Below are 18,544 nucleotides of genomic sequence, written 5' to 3' on the forward strand. Positions count from 1 at the left end.
AGCATTCGCCCAGCTCGCCTGCGCGGTGATCTGCTACCGCCGAGCCATCAAACTGGACCTGCTCACCCACAACAACCCCAAATGAGATGCGGTCTTAGGCAGCCGAACCTGCAGGGCTTCTTTCACTACTTGCCCGACGTCGTGCGACTCCTGTCCAGATCGACGCTGCGCCCGCTGCTCTTTCAACAATTCAGCCCGGTCGGCCGGTATGTCGAAAGCCGGACCATCCTTCCGGGATCCGCTGCCAGGCTGGTACCGGGGCAAGTCGGGCCGGACCTTCTCCTCGGCCTGCACGTGCTGCGGCTCGCCGAGCAACCGGCGCAGCAACGTCTCGATACCGGCCGGATCGATGCTGGTGACTTTGAACCACGCGACGCGGTGCAGTTCGTTCGGGATGTGCGCGTCCGACTCTCCTGGCAGCAGCACGATCACAGCCTTGCGCTGAAACTCCTGCTGATCGCGGTTGAAGATGCCTTTCAGCGCGTCCATCTCCCGCACCGCACCGGCACCCTCGTCCGGCCGGTTCTCTCCCCTCCAGCGCTCCCAGAATGCCTTGCTGCTGATCATCAGGACGGTGCCAGCCGCCTCGATGGCACGCGGACCGTACTCCGTCCAGTTCATCCCGGCATCCGTGTAGTGGAAAAGGTCCGCTTCGACCTGGACGTACTTCCCGAGCAGGTGCGCGAAGTCGTACACCATCGTCTTCCACGCCTGCGTCTGTTGGGCGGAAGCCCGGTAGTCGGCGTGCGCCCATGTGATGAACACCGGCAGCTGGTCCATGTCTCGCTTCCTATGTCCAAAGTGGATCGGTGAGCACCGTTCGCAACTGCTCGGTGTCGCCGGCGGCAACGGCCGTGGTCGCCCTCCGCAGGAGGGTCCACGGGTGGTATCGGCCATACAACGCCGCGCTTCCCGACGCGGCTTCCTGAAGGGGGAGCTCCGCGTCCGGCAGTTTCGCGATAGCAGCCAGCCTGCCGACGTTCGCCTGCCAGCAGAGCCGTTCGCCCGCGTCCAGGTCTACGACTTCGTCTGCGAGCAGGTGCATGAGCCTGCCCGCCTCCCAGCCAGGTCGTTCCGGATCCACAGGCGGCTGGCCATGCCTCGCCAGATCAGCGTCGAACCCGCCGGACTCCACGCCGCACAGGGAGTCGAGGTTGTCGAGCAGCGGCCGAACCGCGCTGGCCCGCAACGGCCGGCCTGTCGCGTTGGAACGCAGGAGCGCGTGCCTCGCTCGGGAAAGCAAAGTAGTCGGGTGTGCGGCGCCGACGGCAGATTCGCGCATGCGCACGGCGCGCGCCGCCACGCGCACATCGTTCTCGTCCGATTCACCGCTACCGGCCAGTGCCCACGCGGTGTGGAAGTCCATTGCGAGAGCGGCGTGCACTCCTCGATCTCCGAAGGCCGCCGCGAGCTCCTGGGCCAGTTTTCGAGCGGTGACAGGCGGAAGAGCAGCCACACCCGTGACCCACGCCGACTGCACTCGGCGCAGCGGAACCCACACCGACTCCGTCTCGCCGTTCGCCAGGGTGAGGCGGAGGTCGGCGAGCACCGCGTCGTTGGCGGCCGCGAATTCACCGCGGAAGACCTGCAGATCGGCGAGCATCATCCGGCGGATCATCGTCTCGCGGTCGTCCTCGCCGAGCCGGTCCGCCGCGGTTTTCCAGCTGCCGTGGACCAGCTCGAACCCTTCACCGGTAGAGCCCAGGTCGTAGGCGACCAGCCCCAGGCTGCACTGCTGGATCAGGACGCTGCTGTGCTGAGGCGAGTGCCGATCCAGGAGGAAGTCGAGCCCGCGACGGAAGCGTTCGTGCGCGGCTCGAAGAAGCCAGGTGAGGTGCTCGGTTCTGGCGACGTTGTTCCCGATGTTGTGTTCGACACTGGGATCGAGGTGATCGAGCGAAGCCTTCAGGGCGCGAGTGAACTCGGTCCTCGCGTCGACGTAGTGCCCGTTCTCCATGAGCACGAGTGCCCGGTCGTTGACGAGTTCGGTGTACTTGCCGTCGTTCCGCCCGTCCGGGAAGGACCGTTGCAACCGCAGCCCGGCGTCGAAAATTCGCAACGCCTCCTGACGCCGCGGTCCCAGCGAGACCAGGAAACCGAGGTTGTCGAGGATCTCGACGCGAACGCGCTCGCGCCACGGGACATCGTCCGCCGTTTCGGGAGCGGGACCTGGCGCTCGTCGCGGCATGATCTCCAAGGCGCGGCGGCCGTACGCCTCGGCGGCGGGCATGTCCACGTCAGAGATCAGGATCGAGTTCTCGTTGAGCCAGCGCGCCACTGACTGACTGCGCAGCCCGCGGGGGACCTGGCCCAGCTCCGCGGCCGGCACGATCTCCGCCGGCTCGAGGTCGGTGAACGTGTCCGACACATCGCCGGACCAGTCACGTACCGCAGCGTCCGCCGCCTCGTCACCGTGCATGGCGATTCCGAGCAGACGCGCCCGATACGCACCGCGTGCGTTTCCGCGCTCGTGGAGGTAGGCGGCGGGAAGCCACAACGCGTGATTCGCGTACCGCTGTGCGCGATCTGCGGAGAGCAGGCGTGGATCGCGTTCACGTTCACGCTGGACGAGCCGGGACGCCGCGACCGCCGCACTGCTCAGCCCCAGCACGCGGGACCACTGGGTCGTGTCGTCGACATCGAGTTCGCGGATCAGGTCGCCTGCCGCAGCGCCGACCTTCAGCGCGGCGTACCCGACATGGAACTCGGGATCATCCCTGACCAGTTCGGCGAGCAGCGGGTGCACGAGCAGCGTTTCCTCGTCGGCACCGGTGCGAACCAGGCTTTGTGCCCGCAGTTCCGTGACGGCGGCGTCACGTCGCGCCATGTCCCTGCACAACAGCGTGACCTCGTCATCGGGATCTTCGCGAAGCCCGGCGAGCAGTTCGGCGGGTACCGCGCCTTTGCCCGCGCACGAAAGAATCTGCAACACCGCCAGCGCGTCGGCACGGTGTTCTCGCAGGAGGCCGATGCGCACCTCCCAGGCGGAGCGGGGCGCGGAAACGCGCTCGTGATGGCGTTCCAACCACCCGCGCAGGGAGATCCCGTCGACGACAGCGGCAGCGGTCTGCTCCAGTGCGAACGGATGGCCGCTCACCCTCTCCGCGACGGCGCGTGCCAGGTCCTCGTCCTCCGCACCGGTGCGCGCCAGCAGGTAATCGACGGACTCACCAACGGTGAGCGGATCCAGCTCCACGACGTGGGCGACCGACCTCCAGCGCGCCGACTGCGAGGTGACGAGCACGTGCAGCCCCGGCCTCGACGGCAGCGACGTGGCGAACAGCGCGGGCTCCGGGGCGTCGTCCACCACGATCAGGGCCGGGCCGCGCTCGACCAGCGCGTCGAAGACGTGCGTGGGGTCATCCTCCGCCAAGCCGAGCCGTTCGGCGAGCAAGGCGACGGACGTCCGCCACGCGGTGGCGTCGTCGGCGGAGAGCCAGCCGACGACGCGATAGTTCTCCTCCAGCAGATGGCACAGCCGGACGGCCAGCGCGGACTTGCCCATCCCCGATGTGGCGACGATCGCCGCGCGCACCGGACCGCGGGTGTCGGCGAAGCGCGCTACCAGGCCTTCCACCACGGATCGTCGTGTCACGTTCTCGGCGGGGCTACCCAGCTGTGGCACGACGAACACGCGCTCGATGCGGCGAGTCTCCTCGCGGGCCTCGGCGGAGAGGTCTGCGGGGCGAGGCCACTCTCGAACGATCTCGTCGACCAGCCGGCTGACTTTGGCGGTCTGGTCTGGCTGCCCTGGCCGGACCCTGAGGTGTTCCTCGAACTCCACCGGCCGCGGAATCCACATACGGCGAAACTTCGCGTGCAGAAGGCGACGCTGCTGATCAGTGGAGGCCTTACCGTTGAGGACACTGAGAACTCGCTGCGCTGACGATCTTCGATCCGCGCGCAGTATAGCGCCGACGAATTCATCTACCGTTTCCGTGGTACATGCCGTGCGCACCAACAAACGCAGGGCTTTGATCATGGAGCTCGGCACGTCCGAAGGCCCTTCGCCCACCACGGCCAGCACGGTCGCCAGGTCCAGCGGCGCGGAGTCCACCAGCTCGGCGATCGCGTCGTCATCCACTCCCGCGGCCAGGACGCGCACGTCGAGCCTGGCAGGACCCGGTTTGCCGCCAGCGACATCGATGCGGACCGATGTGCCCGCGCCCGCCGGTTCGACACACAACCGGGCCACCGACCCGGCGAGACCGAGGATCGGCTGGCCCGTGACGAGGCTGGTGAGCGCCGTGCGCACAACGCCCAACGCGGGTTCTGGCAGCAGACCGTTCGTGGCTTTCGCGCTTTGCATCGAGTTCAATCTAACCCTTTCGCGGAGCCTTCCCTGGACAATCGCGCCCGTACGCGATCCGCATCGTCGATGCGGTGCTGCGATTGGAAGAGATCGTACGCCACGCGCAGCATTCGGTGTGCTTTCTCCGCGTCTCCCTGGCGTGCGAGGACGTCGGCCAGATGCTCGGTGCACTCGGCTTCAGCGAAGACGTTTCCGAGTTGCTTCGCCTGTCGTGCGGCTGCCGCAAAGTGCTCCACGGCCTGATCCAGGCGGCCGTCCCGGCAAGCGATGTGCCCCAGCGCGTCCAACGTGCTCGCTTGGCCGCTGACGTTGCCATGGGCGCTGTGTAGCTCCAAGGCGCGTTCACAGCATTCACGGGCAAGAACGAAGTTCTCAAGCTGTGCGTGCTGCCAGCCCTGCGCGTTGAGGGCGTGCGCCTCGCCGACGGGATTGCTCTCCGCCCTGTACAACTCCATCGCGGAGATGGCGTGCTGCAACGCCTGCTCGTGCTCACCCCGCAATGATAGGACCCGTTGCAGATCGTGGTGGGTGTGCGCCTGCCCCATCACGAATCCGGCTTCTTCTTCGAGGTTCAATGCCTGCGTAAGGCACCGCCCGGCCTCGTCAAGATCGCCCGCGCGGGTGCAGGCGCGTCCGAGTTGACGCAACGACGACGCGCGCAACCGCACGGAGCCGATTGCCATGGCCGCCTCCAGTCCGAGACGCGACGACGCCACATTCTCCGCCAGTAGACCGAGCCGGTATTGGTAGGTGTCCAGGCCGTGGGCGATGTGCCACACCGCCTCATACCACTTGCGGTCGACCGCGATCCGGTGCATGACGGCAATCAACGCGTGCTCCGCACCAAACCACGCGACCGCCTCGGGTTCATCGGTCAGGCGCAAAGGGTGGCACCCGTCAGGCAGGGCAGGAACTTCGAAGGCGTGCCGGTGCGGGTACAGCAAGATATCGGCGGTCCGGACGGTGTACGCGTAAAACGCCACCAACCTCCGCACCGCCCGCGTCGACTCCGCCCCAGACGGCAGTTCGGCGGCGTGCAGGCGCACCAGGTCGTGCATCTGGAACCTCTGCGGAACGTGCTGGCGTACCAGATTCGCCGCCTCCAGCGAGCGAAACATCGCGGCCGCGTCGCGGGGCGGCACCGCCCACAGGCACGCCGCCGCAGCGACGCTGATCTCGCCCAGCGGTGCGACACCGAGCAGTCCGAAGGCTCGTCCCAGCCGGTCGTTCAGCGACGCGGAGGACCAGGACAGCACCGCCCTCAGGCTCGCGGACTCGTCGTCGGCGTCGAAGGCGCTCAGTCTCGTCGTCTCGTCGTCCAGTTCGTCGGCGAGAACCGACATCGGGAATTCGGGGTGCGCCGCAACTCTGGCCGAGGCGATCGCCAGCGCGAGCGGTAGCCCACCGCACCTGCGCGCGATCGCCGACACGGCTTCGGACTCCCTCTTGGCGGCATGGGTCGGCAACATCCGGTTGAGCAGCGCCGAGGCGTCAGACTCGTCCATCGCCTCAAGCCGCATGACGTGGGCGCCCTGGACGCGCAATGAGGACAGCCGCATTCTCGTCGTCACCAGGACCGCGCACGACGGCGTTCCAGGCAACAGCGGTGCCACCTGATCGGTGTCCCTTGCGTTGTCCAGCACGATCATCATCCGCCGGTCCGCCACCGCGCTACGAAAGAGCGCAGCCGCGGCGTCCGGATCTGCGGGGATCGCCGCGGGCTCGACTCCGAGTACGGTGAGGAACCCCCGCAACACCGTAGCAGGCCTGGCTGGGGCGGCTTGCGGGTCGAAGCCCCTGAGGTTGGCGAAGAGTTGTCCGTCCGGGAACCGGTCTGTGTGGGAATGCGCCCAGTGGAGTGCCAGCGTCGTCTTGCCGACTCCTCCCGCGCCCTCGATGACAACCAGAGGTGGTCGTCCCTCCTCCAACACAGCCGTCAGTTCGCCGAACTCACGCTCGCGGGCCACGTGCCAGCGCGGCGCCATTGGCAGTTGTCTCGGAGTCCTGAGCGGCTGCGCACCGGCCACGTGCAGATCCCCGTGCACGACCCCCGCCTGAATCGCTGTGCCGACCTGGTCCGACCGAACCAGGTTGCGTATGTCGTCGGACATGCTTCCCCAGACAAGTGGCCCCAACCGCGCCTGACGAACTCCATCGTCGTGCCGGGTCGGGCGCGCCGCTTCGGCCTTTCAGGTCCCGTTCACCTCACATGGCTGGCCTATGTGCCTCCGTGACCACTTCATGGATCTCGTTGGCCATTTCTGGACACTCGACCTCATGGTCTCCAACGCGACGACGCCGGCCAGCGTCGCCGTCCAGCTCCTGATCGTGGGCTATGAATGCACGCAAGCCCTCGACTGGGTAGCCCTCAGACGGATCCTCGCCTGGCGCGTTGCGGCAGGCCCAGCTGTTGACAGCCTCGACGTTCGGGGTGAGCCGGTTGCGCGGGAAGCCGTCCGGCCGCTGCCACCGCCGAAGAGTGTCGACACTGACTTCGGCGTGCCTTGCCAGCTGCCGGACACCACCCACTCGATCGATGATCCAGCGCAGCAGCGTCTCCGGCGTCTTCGACTCCCCCTCCATGCCTCAAGTATCGGACCTTCCGCCGGCCCGCAACCGTCAGCAAGCGGGCGTTTACTCACCCTCTGACCCTCCGGCCGATGACCGCACCAACCGAACGGATTAGGCGACAACAAGGCCGATGAGCAGCGATTACGTTGCCGATGTGCGCTCGGTCGGTGAACGTCGAGCTTGTCCACGCAAGCCGCTTCGACCGGAGGAGACATCCCATGAAGCGCACGATCGCCTTGCTCGCCGGCTGCCTCATCGCCGCGACGCTGGGGACGCTCAGCCCGGTAGCCGCCCAGGCCACTTCGACCGAGAGGACAACCGTTCACCTCGTCAGCCGACAGGTGGCCACCACCGCGAGCGCAGCCGAAGATGCCGTGAACTGGGCCCGCGCACAGCTCGGGCAGAGCGCCTATGAAGGCCTGTGCCTGTCCTTCGTCGTCAACGCTTACCGCAACGGCGCGGGCGTCGACATCGGCAGCGCTCCGGCCGCAGTCGACTACTGGAACGCCCGCCCCGGCCAGCAGCACCCGAATGACGGCGCCGCACCGCTCGGCGCCCTGGTCTTCTGGGACGCGACTTCCGCCAACCCCTATGGCCACGTCGGTATCAGTCTCGGCGACGGCACGGTGATCTCGTCCTACGAGCATTCGGATCACACCATCCACGTCTTCGCCATCGCCGATCGCAACGGCGCGGGGTACCCATACCTCGGCTGTCTGCAGGTCGCCTAGGTTCAGGGACCCGCAGGCAAGAGCGCCGCCGTCATCCCTGTCTTCGGAGGCCGGCGGCGCTGTCGTCACTCTGGGTCGAGGACCCACACGCGATATTTCGGTATTTTCGGCCGTTCGAGTGAACTCCGCCAGTACGCGCCCAGTTGATCACCGATGGTCGACTACTGGGTATGCGACTGTCTCGGACCGGGTGTGAAAGCAAGGCGATCGCCGCCCCTGGCCCGAATTTGTCCAAGATTTGACTATAGCCGGTTCTCCGTGCTGGCAGGAAACTGTCGGCGACCCTGACGTGACGACCTCATCGACAGCGGTCAACGGTAGTGGCAAAGCTGGTGAGTGCTGAAAGGCTATCCGAGCGTGGTCGATGATCAACGCGTTTCAAAAGGCAGAAGTCCGCTCGAAAAGAAGTTCGAAATGATATATCCGGTGTTACACGCAAAAGTTCACCGGTTCGCCAGGTTTCGCGCCGGCTGGCTGGACTGCGACGAGATAACGGATACAGTGATAGAGCGACTTTGGGAGCGGGTTCACGGCCGCGGTGTCGCCGTCCGAGAACTGGAAGCGATGGCGATTGCCATCGCTTCGAACGTGGTGAAAGACGCGATCAAGAAGAAACGGCCGGTGTACACGGACGACATCGCGAGCCTCGCCACCGGGTTCGACCTCCTCGGGACAGGCGGCGACCAGGAAGGACGCCTTGACCTGCGGGACGCGATCGAGGCGCTCGAGCCCCACCTGAAGGAAGCGCTCAAACTGGTCCACATCGACGAGCTGTCCACGGTGGAGGCGGCAGCCGTCCTCGGTGTCGGCAGGGGTGTGGTGCGGCGCCGCGTCGACCGAGCGCTCGCAGAACTCCGGCGACTGCTCGAGGATCGTCCACCCGACCAGGGTCCGAGTTTTCCGCGGAAATGATTGGTGGAAGGGGAGTGCGAAGTGAGAATCTCGTGGTGGCGGTCCAAGAATGCGGATTCCGGGTATACGGGTGACCTCGAGAGCCGGCTTGCCGATCTCCGGGAGGCGATGTTCCAAGCGTCGTACGCCCGAAGCAACCCGGCTCGCCAGCGTGAATTCCTGGAAAGGCTCTTCGAAGGAACACGAGGTCAGGACTCCTTCGTCTCGGTCGTCGAGGGCCGGGACTTTCCCGATGAACTACCGGAGACTGTGCGGGTGTCCGCTTCGAACCGCGGCGCGCCGCGGTCGAAGCGCGGAGGCGTGGTCGGTGCTGTCGCCGCCGCGGTGGTCCTCCTGGTGGTGGGCGTGTGTTACGGCGTCGCGCACCTGTCGCGGTCCGGTGGAAGCAAGGAAGCGGCCGGCCAGGCCGTGACGCTGCGGGTCGGCCTGCTCAACGTCGTGGACACCGCCCCGTTCTACCGTGCGTACGATCAGGGCTATTTCAAGGACGAGCACCTCAACATCAAGATCGAGAAGTTCCAAGGCGGCCCCAACGCGATCAGTGAACTCGCCGCCAGGAAGATCGACATCGCCTTCACCACCTACCCCGGCGCCTTGACGGCGCAGGCGAGCGGGGCCGCCGATCTCAAGATCGCCGCAGCGGCCTACACGGCGCGCAACAGTCACCTCATGCTGATGGGGCTCCCCGGCGGTTCGCTCTCCCACGCCCGCGAGGCGCCGGGCAAGCGGATTGCGGTGACCGCGACGGGGTCGATCTCGGACATCGGCACGATGCTGGCTCTCCGCGACGCCGACGTCGACCCGGCGTCTGTGTCCTGGGTTCCCTTGGCCATGGACGACATGCTCGACGCGCTGAAGCGGGGGGACGTCGACGGTGCCGTCATGGCAGAGCCCTACGTGACACAAGCGGAGGAGGCCGGAGCGGTCCCGGTGCTCGACGTGACCCTGGGACGCACGGCATTGCTGCCGCTGTCCGGCTGGTTCGTGACCGCCGAGCAGGTGGAAAGTCAGGCGGAGGCCATCAAGGGGTTCCAACGCGCCTTGGCGCGCGGGGTGCGCGACGTGCAGAAGCGTGACATCAGGGACTCGGTGCTGACCAAGTACCTCAACGTGACCCCAGCCCAGGTCGACGACGTCCGCATCGGGACGTATCCGGAGTCCGTTGATCCGGTCGAAATCAAGAAGGTGGCGGACCTCATGTCGCTCAACGGCTTCCTGCACGTCCCGGTGGATGTCGGAAAGATGGTGATCCGCTGGCCGAGCACCGGCTGATTCGAGCGGGATGGCTCAATGAGCCATCCCTTTCGCTCTTGATCGATTCAATGCGGATTCGAGGAGTGGCTCGTGCCGGTATTCGTCGCTTACGCGCATGACGAACGAGGGAGAGCGCTTGCGAGAGCGCTCGTGTCGGCCCTGCGCAGCAGGAAGGTTTCAGTGGTCTGGGACAGGGACCTCAAAGAGCAGAATGTTCCATCGCAGGCAGCCTGGATGTCCACCGCGATCGCCGAAAACGTGGTGATTTGCGTCCTGTCCGAAGCTTTTGTCGAGCACTTCGGCCGGAGCTCGGATTCGTCCGTGCACCGCGGAGTACGGTTCGAAAGCTTTCTCATCATCCAGAAGTTCTACGACCACGTGCGGTCGACTCACTGTCCGATCATCCCCCTCGCCGACGAGGAGTTCGCCGCGGAATCGGCGCCGGGACTCCTGGCCGGAATTCCCATCAGCCGGCTCGGGGCGGACCCCGGACCGGGGCTCGAGGAGATCATCCAGCGGATCCGGGTCATCGAGGACGCCCCGCCGGACGCGGTCACGCAGCCGCGAAAGCTACCGGAAATCGTCGACGACCTGGAGTCGACCGGGACCACCGAGGTGTCCGGACCCGATCTCGTTCGCGAGTGGTTGCGCTGCCTGATCACGACCCCGGTCGACGCCGGTGAGTTCGTCGGCACGCTCCCCGCGGTGGAGAACGTCCTCCGCGGCGCCGTGGACGACCAGCTGGTGCGGGAAGTGACCGACAGGTGTGTCGCGGCGCTGAACGTGATGCCGGCAGGCTCGCTCGGACCGGACGAAAAGGCGAGAGCCCTCATCGTGGGACTCGCTTGGTTCCTGAGGCGCCGGCGGGAGTTCGGACTGGCAGCCAAAGTCGTGCACGAAGCGGTCGAGGTCGCCGAGGTGGCCGGAGACCACTCGACCGCAGCGCTCGGATATGCCTGCCTGGGACACATCTACCGGGAACTCGCCGAGGACACGGCCGGCCGGCAGCGCGCCGTTCTCCTCCGATCCGCCGAAGAAAACGTGAAGAACGCGGTCGAGCTGCTCCGTCGTCACGGGGATCGCATCGGCGCATGTCACCATGTGCGCGCACACATCCGGTGGACCCGGTACCAACTGCTTGGCGACGTGCTCTCGCTGATGATGGCAGACCGGCTGGCGGAAAAAGCGGCTCGGCAGCTGAGCGCGGCGGACCTGCCGATGCACCACGAGATGCTGCTGCTGCGCGCGGAGATCGCTGTGTCCCGAGGCGAGCTACAACGGGCGGGAGAGCTGGTCGATCGGGTGGTGTGGACGCTCACGACTCACCCCGGCTGCTCCATCGCGTCGTCCGGCATGGCCGGCCGAGCCCACCTGGTGTCGGCCGAGATCTACCGGCACGCGGCGCCGGCGAAAGCCACCCGGCATGCCGAAGCAGCCCTCAAGTTGTTCGATCGCGCGCAGATGTCCCGGTTCGCCGATTCGAGCCGATGGGTGCTCGTGACGCTCGATCCCGGATCTTCGGGCTTGCAGCCGGCGGATGTCCGCTACCTGGAAAGGCACTGTCAGGAGCCTGATGTCCTGCTGCAGGCGGTGGCCGAGCGGCGCCGCCGGGTCGACGACCACGTCCGGCGACGGAGGACGATGCGGGCGGAGTGGCGTGACATCCTCAAAGCGGTCGATCGAGCCGGGTGTTCGAGGGCCACGTGACGAACCAAACGGGGGCCGGTGTTCCGGTCAGGTGTCGTTGCCGGGCTGAGCCGAGCTCAACCTGGCTCGCACCCGTTCCGCTTCCGCGCAGCGATTTTGCCCGGCGTAGAGCTCGTAGGCTCTGCGCAGAGCTTCTGAAGCTGCTTCGCGCGATCCCAATTCGGCCAGCGCGTCGGCGAGGTTTTCGTTGATTCCGGCCTGGGCGAAATAGTTGCGGAACTCGTCGGCGAGGGCCAAGGCATGCTTATAACGTTTCGCGGCACCTTGGGGGTTCCCGGTCTGTGCGGCGATGTATCCGAGAGAATCCAGAGTTGCTATTTGCCCGCTGGTGTTGTCGTTCTCGATGTGCAGTTCCAGAGCTCTTAGGCAGCAGCTCTCGGCGGCGGCGAAGTCACGTAGCTGCGCGTGCTGACGCCCTTGAGCGTTCAGTGAGTGTGCTTCGCCGACGGGGTTCTTGTCGAGCTGGTACAGCGCGAGCGCCGACGTTGCGTGCTCGAGCGCGTCGTCGTATCGGCCGAGCAGGGAGTAAACCCGTTGCAGATCGTGGTGCGCGTGGGCGCGTCCTGCAGTGAATCCGGCCTTCACCTCGAGTTCCAGCGCTCGGAGGAGGTACGATTCGGCGTTCTGCAGATCGCCCACCCGCGTGTGTGCTCGCCCGAGCTGCCGTGTGGCCGACGCCCGGAGCCGTAGTGAACCCGTCGCTTCGGCAGCCGCCAATCCGATTCGCGACGTCGCCACGTTCTCGCTGGAGTAGCCGCGTCGATATTGATAGGTATCCAATCCGTGCGATATGTGCCAGGCCGCCTCCGGCCACTGTTCGTTCATAGCCGTCCGCTGGACTGCGAGCAGCATCTGGTGTTCCTCATCGAACCAGGTCAGTGCCGCCGGCTCGTCGTTCGGCAGGAAACGTTCGGTGCCGCTGGGAGCACGCGACGGAGAAGCCGCTGTCCGGTAGGGGTAGAGCAGGAGATCAGCGGCTCGCGCCGCGGCCGCGTAGAAGTCGACCATGCGATGCAGTGCTTCTTCCCGGTACCGCAGGTTGTTCTCGCTGCCCTGGAGCTCGGTCGCGTAGGCACGCACGAGATCGTGCATGCGAAAGCGGGTCGGTGTGTACCGCTGGACCAGATTGGCGACCTCGAGCGAGCGCAGGTTCTTTCTCGCCTGTTCCGGTGGCCAACCCAGCAGGCAGACGACCGTGACCGCGGTAAACTCCGAGAGCGGGGCGAGGCCGAGGACCCTGAACGTTCGAGCGGCGTCGTCATCGAGAGAAGCAACCGACCATGACAACACGGCTCGGAGATCCGAAGTGTCGTCGCCCGCGTTGAACGCGTTCAGCATCGTGGCCTCCTCGCAGAGCTCGTCGGCGAGAGCGGACATCGGGAAGCTCGGGTAGTCGGCGACCCGTGAGGCGACGAGGGCCAGAGCCAGCGGCAGGCCTCCGCAGTGTTGAATCACCGCGGTCGTCGCCGGAACGTCGGCGTCGAGCACGCGATCGGTGACGTACCGGTTCAACAGGGACCGCGCGCCGGCCGGACTGAGCGTGGCCAATCGCAAGCTGGTCGCGCCCCGGAGGCGGAGACTCGGCAGGTGACGGCGGGTGGTCACGATGACCGCGCACGAATCCGCCCCGGGAAGCAGGGGGAACACCTGGTCCGCATCCCATGCGTTGTCGAGGAAGATCAGCATGCGTCTGGAGGCGACCGAACTGCGGTACAGAGTCGCCGCGGCGTCCGGGTCCGGAGGGATGCTGTTCGGCTCAGTGCGCAGGGCCAGCAGGAAACTGCGGAGGATCGTTTCCGGAGGGGTGGGCGTCGCGCGGGAGTCGAAGCCCCGCAGGTCGGCGTAGAGCTGCCCATCAGGGAAGGCTTCTGCATGCTGATGAGCCCAGCGCAAGGCCAGTGTCGTCTTGCCGACACCCGCGACGCCTTCGACGACGAGCACGGGGGGACCGGCACTCGCTTCACTGGCCACGAGGGTCCTCGTCAGCTCGTCTAATTCCTGCTCCCGGCCAATGCACCAGGGCGGAGCCATAGGGAGCTGTTGCGGTCGTTCGGCGCGCTGTAAAGGCAACTCGAAGCGGTCGTCGCGGGCGAGCTCCGCGTAGCGTAGGGCGTTGGTGAGTTCAGCGAAGCCGAGCGGCTCGTGTGGTGCACCAGCCATGGTTCCCCGATCCGGAGGTCATCCCGTCGTGTTCCGCCTGCAGCGCATCCTTTCCATGGTGCCGTGGTCGTGGCGGTGCCGAGCAGCGCCATTCGAGGGATCCGCGAGCACGTGCGAACCGCGAGCCAGTCCGGGGGCGTAGTAGCCACTTCTGCTCGTTTAAGTAGCTGGGTAGGGCGTCGGCAAGATAGTCATGGTCGAGGAGTGAGAGGGCGCCGATCGGTGCTGGCGAGGTCCTCGGTACGACGCCGCTCGTCGGCACTTAACGCGGCGGACACATGCAGCAAGTCAGCATAGTTGAGCAACCTTCGGTTGCGATGTCACGAGCAAGTTTCCAACATCAGGCGCGGGAGGCCAGTTCAAGCGCGTGTCGGCAAAGCGCGCAGCGCCTTGATCATCACGGTGTCTGGGAACGGGCGCCCAGCCGGTCAGCCGGTGATCCTGCCGAACAGGTGCGCAGCGGGGGCGTCCGGGTTGTCGCCGTAGAAGAACTCCTCCAGTGCCTGGTGGAACTCGGCGCGATCCAGGCCGCCCGAGCCGTCCACGTCCAACGCGGCGAAGACCGCCGAACAGTCCTCAGAGGACACATTGCCCGCCAGGCCGAAGATCTCCCCGAACTCCGCCTGGTCGACCCGGTCGTTGCCGTCGAGGTCGATCAGGTCGAAGTAGCAGTCGGCCACCGGCCCGACCTGCTGCGGGTACAGGGCGGGATCGGCCAGCGCCCGCCGGAACCCCTCGGTCATCTCCCGCAGATCGACCTGCCCGTCGCCGTCCTGGTCCATCGGCGCGATCACGTTGGCCCAGAACGCGTCCAGCCCTTCGGTCAGCCGGCGGGCGGTCGCGTCCTCGGGTGCGGCACCCCGGGCGGCGACGTAGCGCTCGCCCATCAACCGGACGTCCTGACGGGTGATCACCCCGTCGCCGTCGACGTCCGCGCCCTTGAACCACTGGCGGTACTTGAGATCCCGAATTTCGGTCATGGGCCCGCAACGTATGCACGCCCTTGCGTGATGTCCAGCGGCGTCCCCCAAGGAGGGAATCGGATCATTCGTTCGGGTGGCTACCGGGCGGCACGAGGCTCGGTGGCGCGAAGGCGAGCACTTCGGGCAGGGGGCCGTCGTAGCGCTCGACGTCGACCAGCGCGCTGAGGGCACTCGGTCCTTGGGACAGGCGCGAGCACGGCCGGTCCGCAGTGAGAACGTTCGGATTGCCGTGGCGGTCCATGGTTCCGCTCTCCCCCGGCTGAACCGGATCCCACCACGCTCCCGTCGACAGTTGCACGACGCCCGGCATGACGTCGTCCGACAGGATCGCGCCCGCGAGACAGCTGCCGCGGTCGTTGTGGACGCGCACGATCATGCCGCTCTCGATGCCGCGTGAAGCGGCGTCCGACCGGTTGATCGTCACCGGCTCCCGGCCACGGATCTTCGAGCCGAGACTGTGTCCGCCGTTGTCGTATTGGCTGTGCAGGCGTGAGGCGGGCTGGTTCGAGATCAGGTGCAGCGGGAACCGGTCCGACAGATCGGCACGCAGCCACTCCGCCGGCTCGAACCACTTCGGGTGCCCGGCGCAGTCGTCGTAACCGAACGAGTCGATCTCCTCGGAGAAGATTTCGATCCGGCCCGACGGCGTCGTCAGGGGGAACCGCTGCGGGTCCGAGCGGAGGGCTGCGAAACTGCCTGGATAGGGGCCGGTCGACGCCGGCAGCTCAGCGCCGGAACTCTCCCAGAACTCGTCGAAGGCCGGCAAGGCGGCATCGCCGCCGAGCTTGTCCCGCGTCTGCTCGTAAAGGTGCCGGACCCATTCGATCTCCGAACGCGACTCGGTGAATTCCCGCTCGAATCCGAGCCGGGAGGCCAGGGCAGCGAAAATCTCGTGATCGGTACGCGATTCACCCGCCGGCTCCCGGACTTTCGGCATCGCGACGAGGTGGGGATCGGAGAATCCGGCGGCGAAGTCGTCCCGCTCCAGGCTGGTGGCGACGGGCAGGACGATGTCGGCGAACTTCGCCGTCGTGTTCCACCAGGCTTCGTGCACCACCACGGTGTCCGGGAGCTGCCAGGCGCGGGTCAGCCGATGGAGATCCTGGTGGTGGTGGAACGGGTTCCCGCCGCACCAGTAGATCAGGCGGAGCTCGGGCAAGGTGAGGCGCCGGCCGTCGTAGTCGATGACCTTGCCCGGATGCAGCAGGGTATCGGCGATCCTCGCGACCGGGATGAAATCCCCCAGCGGGTTGGCCACCTCCGGCACCGACGCCACGAAAGCGCGGTCTTCGGCCACGCCCGTCGCGTCCATCGTCGCGTAACCCGCGCCCCAGCCGCCCCCGGGCCGCCCCATCGAACCCGCCATGGCGGCCAGCACGACCGACATCCAGATCGGTTGTTCGCCGTGGTCCGCCCGTTGCACCGCGTAGTTGACCATGACGAGAGAACGCCGGCTGGTGAGGCGGCGAGCGAGGTCGACGAGAGCGTCGCGGCCGATACCCGTGATCTTCGCCGCCCAGGCGGCGTCCTTCGGAACGCCGTCGAGCTCGCCGAGCAGGTAGGCGGCGAAGCGGTCGAACCCGGCGCAGCACCGGCGCAGGAAATCCTCGTCGTGCCACCCGTTGACCAGCATCGTGTGGGCGATGCCGAGCATCGCGGCGGTGTCGGTGCCGGGGACGACGGGAAGCCACTCGGCGTCGAGGAAGCCGGCGGCGTCGCTGCGGATGGGGCTGATGTTCACGAACCGCACCCCGGCCGCACGGCACCGGCGTTGCAGCTCCTGCGTCTGGTGCTTGACCAGCCCGCCGGGGTTGATCTGGCTGTTCTTGAGGGCGAGTCCGCCGAATGCCACGACCAGCTCGCAGTTCGCGGCTATTTCGTCCCACATCGGCATCCGGCTCTGGTAGCTCCACGGGTGACCGCCGATCACGTGCGGGAGGATGACCTCCAGAGCCGCGGTGCTGTACGTGTTGCGCGAGTCGGTGTAGCCCCCGCCCAACGCCAGAAACCGGTGGAGCTGCCCTTGCGCGTTGTGGAACCTGCCCGCACTCGCCCACCCGTAGGACCCGCCGAACACCGCGTTGTCCCCGTGCCGGTCACGAACCCGGCGGAGTTCCTCGCTCACCAGGGTGAGCGCCCGGTCCCAGCTCACCTCCACGAAGGCGTCCGCGCCTCTGGCGGCGCCGTGGGTGCGGGGCTCGCCGTTCAGCCAGCCCCGGCGCACGGCGGGGCGCACCACGCGAGCGCTGTCGTCGGCGGCGGTCACCATCCCGGGGCCGATCGGCGATGGCGCGGGGTCGTCGGGCCTCGGCTCGATGCGCACCAACCGGTCCGAATCGACGACGGCGACGAAGCTGCCCCAGTGCGTCGCCACCGGCACGCGTCGTTCCATCACGCATCAGCTCCTTTCCGGGCCGAGACCGCGCGCAAGCCGGCCGACCAGGTTTCCCAGTCCGTCCGCCGCAGGAGCGGCGCGGTGACCACCACCCCGGGGAGGGTGCCGGCGACCAGCCTCGTCAGCGTTCCCTTCGGCCCGCATTCGACGAATTCGCCGACGCCGTCGGCTTGCACCTGCCGCACGGCGTCGAGGAAGCGCACCGGCATGGTCAGGTGGCCGGTGACGATCCGGTCGACGTCGGCGGGGCCGGTCACGTACCGGCCGAGGATCGACGAGTACACGCGCAGCCTCGGCGCGCGCCGAGCGATCACCGTGGCGTCCGTCGCGAACTTCTTCGCCGTTCCGGCGAGGACGGCATTGTGGAAGGGATGGGGAACGCGCAACCGGGTCGCCGACACCCCGAACGCCCCGGCCACCCGACTCAGGTGCTCCAGCTCGGCGTGGGGGCCCGAGACCACCACTTGACCGGGACTGTTGTCCGCGGCGATGCCGAGGTGCCGCTCCCCCACGGCGGCCAGCAGGGCGCGCGCACGGCGGGCGCCGCAATCCAGGGCCACCATGCCGCCCCGGGCCTTCGCCGACCGCCGCAGGGCTTCGTCGCCCAGCACCACCAGGCGGACCCCGTCGTCCAGGGACCACGCCCCGGAAACCGTCAGGGCGATGAGATCGCCGAAGCTGTGCCCCAGCAGCACGTCCGGCCGCACACCGCATTCGGTGAGCAGGCGGTAGGTCACCACGGACGCCGTGAAGATGGCCAGGTGCAGGGTCGTCGGCTCGGCGCCGGCCAGCTGCTGCAGGGAAGGCGCCCCGGAGCTCAGGAGCACCGGCGAGACCGGCTCGTGCCCCAGGCGGGCGACCGCGGCGTCCACGGCCGACAACGTGTCGGCCACCACCGGGCATCGGCCGGCAAGCTGGCCGAACAGCCCGGGCACGTAGCTGCCCTGGCCGGGGAACAGGAAGGCCAGCCGGGCGCTCACCGGTTCCCTCCCCCGGGCGGCTTCCTCGGACCGGGAACGCCGGGGGCGGGAACCGGTGTGCCGGCACGCGGGGCCGGTGTCCTGGCCCGCCCGCACTCGCGCGGGTCCACCAGACCCTCGGACAACGCGGTGAACGCCGCCTTGGTCCGGTTGGTCACGCCGAGCTTGAGCAACAGGGCGTGGACGTAGTTCTTGGTCGTCTTGTCCGAAATGTTTTCGACCTGGGCGATCTCCCGGTTCGACAGGCCTGCGGCCACGAGGGTCAGCACGCGGTGCTCGCGCCTGGTCAGCGCGGGTCCACCGGCTCGACGGCGGGCGGTGGTCCCGGGGTTCCCCGCGGAACCGCCCGGGCCGGGTGAAAGCACTCTCGTCAGCCCGGCCAGGGTCTCCTGCACCTGCTGAAGGCCGTCCACGGCTCTTTCGAGCAATTCGGACAGCTCCTCAGACAGCGGTACCGGCGATCCTGCGCCGGAGTTCGTCGGGACGGTGGTGGTCACAGTGGTTTCTCCCGGGCGCAAGGTGTGCCGGTTTCCCGTGCG

Annotated in this window: 13 protein-coding genes; 4 read left to right on the top strand and 9 right to left on the bottom strand. The window is 67.3% G+C overall.

All coding sequences use genetic code 11. The features are described 5' to 3' along the window. Positions 1–33 precede the first annotated feature (33 nt). The 4 genes from AB0F52_RS47490 to AB0F52_RS47505 all read right to left on the bottom strand — a co-directional run bounded on the left by AB0F52_RS47490 (position 34) and on the right by AB0F52_RS47505 (position 6,895). Positions 34–780, bottom strand: a complete 747-nt coding sequence (locus tag AB0F52_RS47490; RefSeq protein ID WP_360185865.1) for a hypothetical protein — start codon at positions 778–780, stop codon at positions 34–36. A 10-nt stretch (positions 781–790) separates the two neighbouring features. Continuing rightward, complete coding sequence (locus tag AB0F52_RS47495) at positions 791–4,309, bottom strand: hypothetical protein (protein ID WP_360185868.1); 3,519 nt, start codon at positions 4,307–4,309, stop codon at positions 791–793. Between the two features lie 5 nt (positions 4,310–4,314). Next, positions 4,315–6,423, bottom strand: a complete 2,109-nt coding sequence (locus AB0F52_RS47500) for a tetratricopeptide repeat protein (RefSeq protein ID WP_360185871.1) — start codon at positions 6,421–6,423, stop codon at positions 4,315–4,317. A 94-nt stretch (positions 6,424–6,517) separates the two neighbouring features. Further along, entirely contained in the window at positions 6,518–6,895 is a 378-nt protein-coding gene (locus AB0F52_RS47505; protein WP_360185874.1) for a hypothetical protein, read from the bottom strand. Between the two features lie 206 nt (positions 6,896–7,101). Here AB0F52_RS47505 and AB0F52_RS47510 point away from each other — a divergent pair, with 206 nt between their 5' ends. From AB0F52_RS47510 to AB0F52_RS47525, 4 genes are all read left to right on the top strand, one after another. After that, positions 7,102–7,614 (top strand): CHAP domain-containing protein, encoded by a 513-nt coding sequence (locus AB0F52_RS47510; RefSeq protein WP_360185877.1) that lies wholly within the window; start codon positions 7,102–7,104, stop codon positions 7,612–7,614. 336 nt (positions 7,615–7,950) lie between these two features. Further along, on the top strand, positions 7,951–8,526 hold the full coding sequence (locus AB0F52_RS47515) for a sigma-70 family RNA polymerase sigma factor (RefSeq protein WP_360185880.1): 576 nt from the start codon (positions 7,951–7,953) through the stop codon (positions 8,524–8,526). A gap of 21 nt (positions 8,527–8,547) precedes the next feature. Further along, the gene (locus AB0F52_RS47520; protein ID WP_360185882.1) at positions 8,548–9,798 is read left to right on the top strand and encodes an ABC transporter substrate-binding protein; all 1,251 of its coding nucleotides are present in this window, start codon (positions 8,548–8,550) and stop codon (positions 9,796–9,798) included. A gap of 72 nt (positions 9,799–9,870) precedes the next feature. Next, on the top strand, positions 9,871–11,487 hold the full coding sequence (locus AB0F52_RS47525; RefSeq protein WP_360185885.1) for a hypothetical protein: 1,617 nt from the start codon (positions 9,871–9,873) through the stop codon (positions 11,485–11,487). 27 nt (positions 11,488–11,514) lie between these two features. On the opposite strand, the gene AB0F52_RS47530 is transcribed toward AB0F52_RS47525, so the two are convergent. The 5 genes from AB0F52_RS47530 to AB0F52_RS47550 all read right to left on the bottom strand — a co-directional run bounded on the left by AB0F52_RS47530 (position 11,515) and on the right by AB0F52_RS47550 (position 18,433). Further along, positions 11,515–13,647 carry a tetratricopeptide repeat protein gene (locus AB0F52_RS47530; RefSeq protein ID WP_360185888.1) on the bottom strand — a complete coding sequence of 711 codons (2,133 nt, stop codon included), beginning with the start codon at positions 13,645–13,647 and terminating at the stop codon, positions 11,515–11,517. Between the two features lie 428 nt (positions 13,648–14,075). After that, positions 14,076–14,627 carry an EF-hand domain-containing protein gene (locus tag AB0F52_RS47535; RefSeq protein ID WP_360185891.1) on the bottom strand — a complete coding sequence of 184 codons (552 nt, stop codon included), beginning with the start codon at positions 14,625–14,627 and terminating at the stop codon, positions 14,076–14,078. A 64-nt stretch (positions 14,628–14,691) separates the two neighbouring features. Next, a complete protein-coding gene (locus AB0F52_RS47540) occupies positions 14,692–17,022 on the bottom strand; it encodes a molybdopterin-dependent oxidoreductase (protein ID WP_360185894.1) in 2,331 nt (776 codons plus the stop codon). After that, positions 17,022–18,005: an acyltransferase domain-containing protein gene (locus tag AB0F52_RS47545; protein ID WP_360185897.1), complete on the bottom strand. Its 984-nt coding sequence runs from the start codon at positions 18,003–18,005 to the stop codon at positions 17,022–17,024. Before AB0F52_RS47545 ends, AB0F52_RS47540 begins: the two co-directional genes overlap by 1 nt. Next, a complete protein-coding gene (locus AB0F52_RS47550) occupies positions 18,002–18,433 on the bottom strand; it encodes a LuxR C-terminal-related transcriptional regulator (RefSeq protein WP_360185900.1) in 432 nt (143 codons plus the stop codon). Before AB0F52_RS47550 ends, AB0F52_RS47545 begins: the two co-directional genes overlap by 4 nt. Positions 18,434–18,544: the final 111 nt, after the last annotated feature.

Source organism: Amycolatopsis sp. NPDC024027 (assembly GCF_040638975.1).
GTDB lineage: Bacteria > Actinomycetota > Actinomycetes > Mycobacteriales > Pseudonocardiaceae > Amycolatopsis.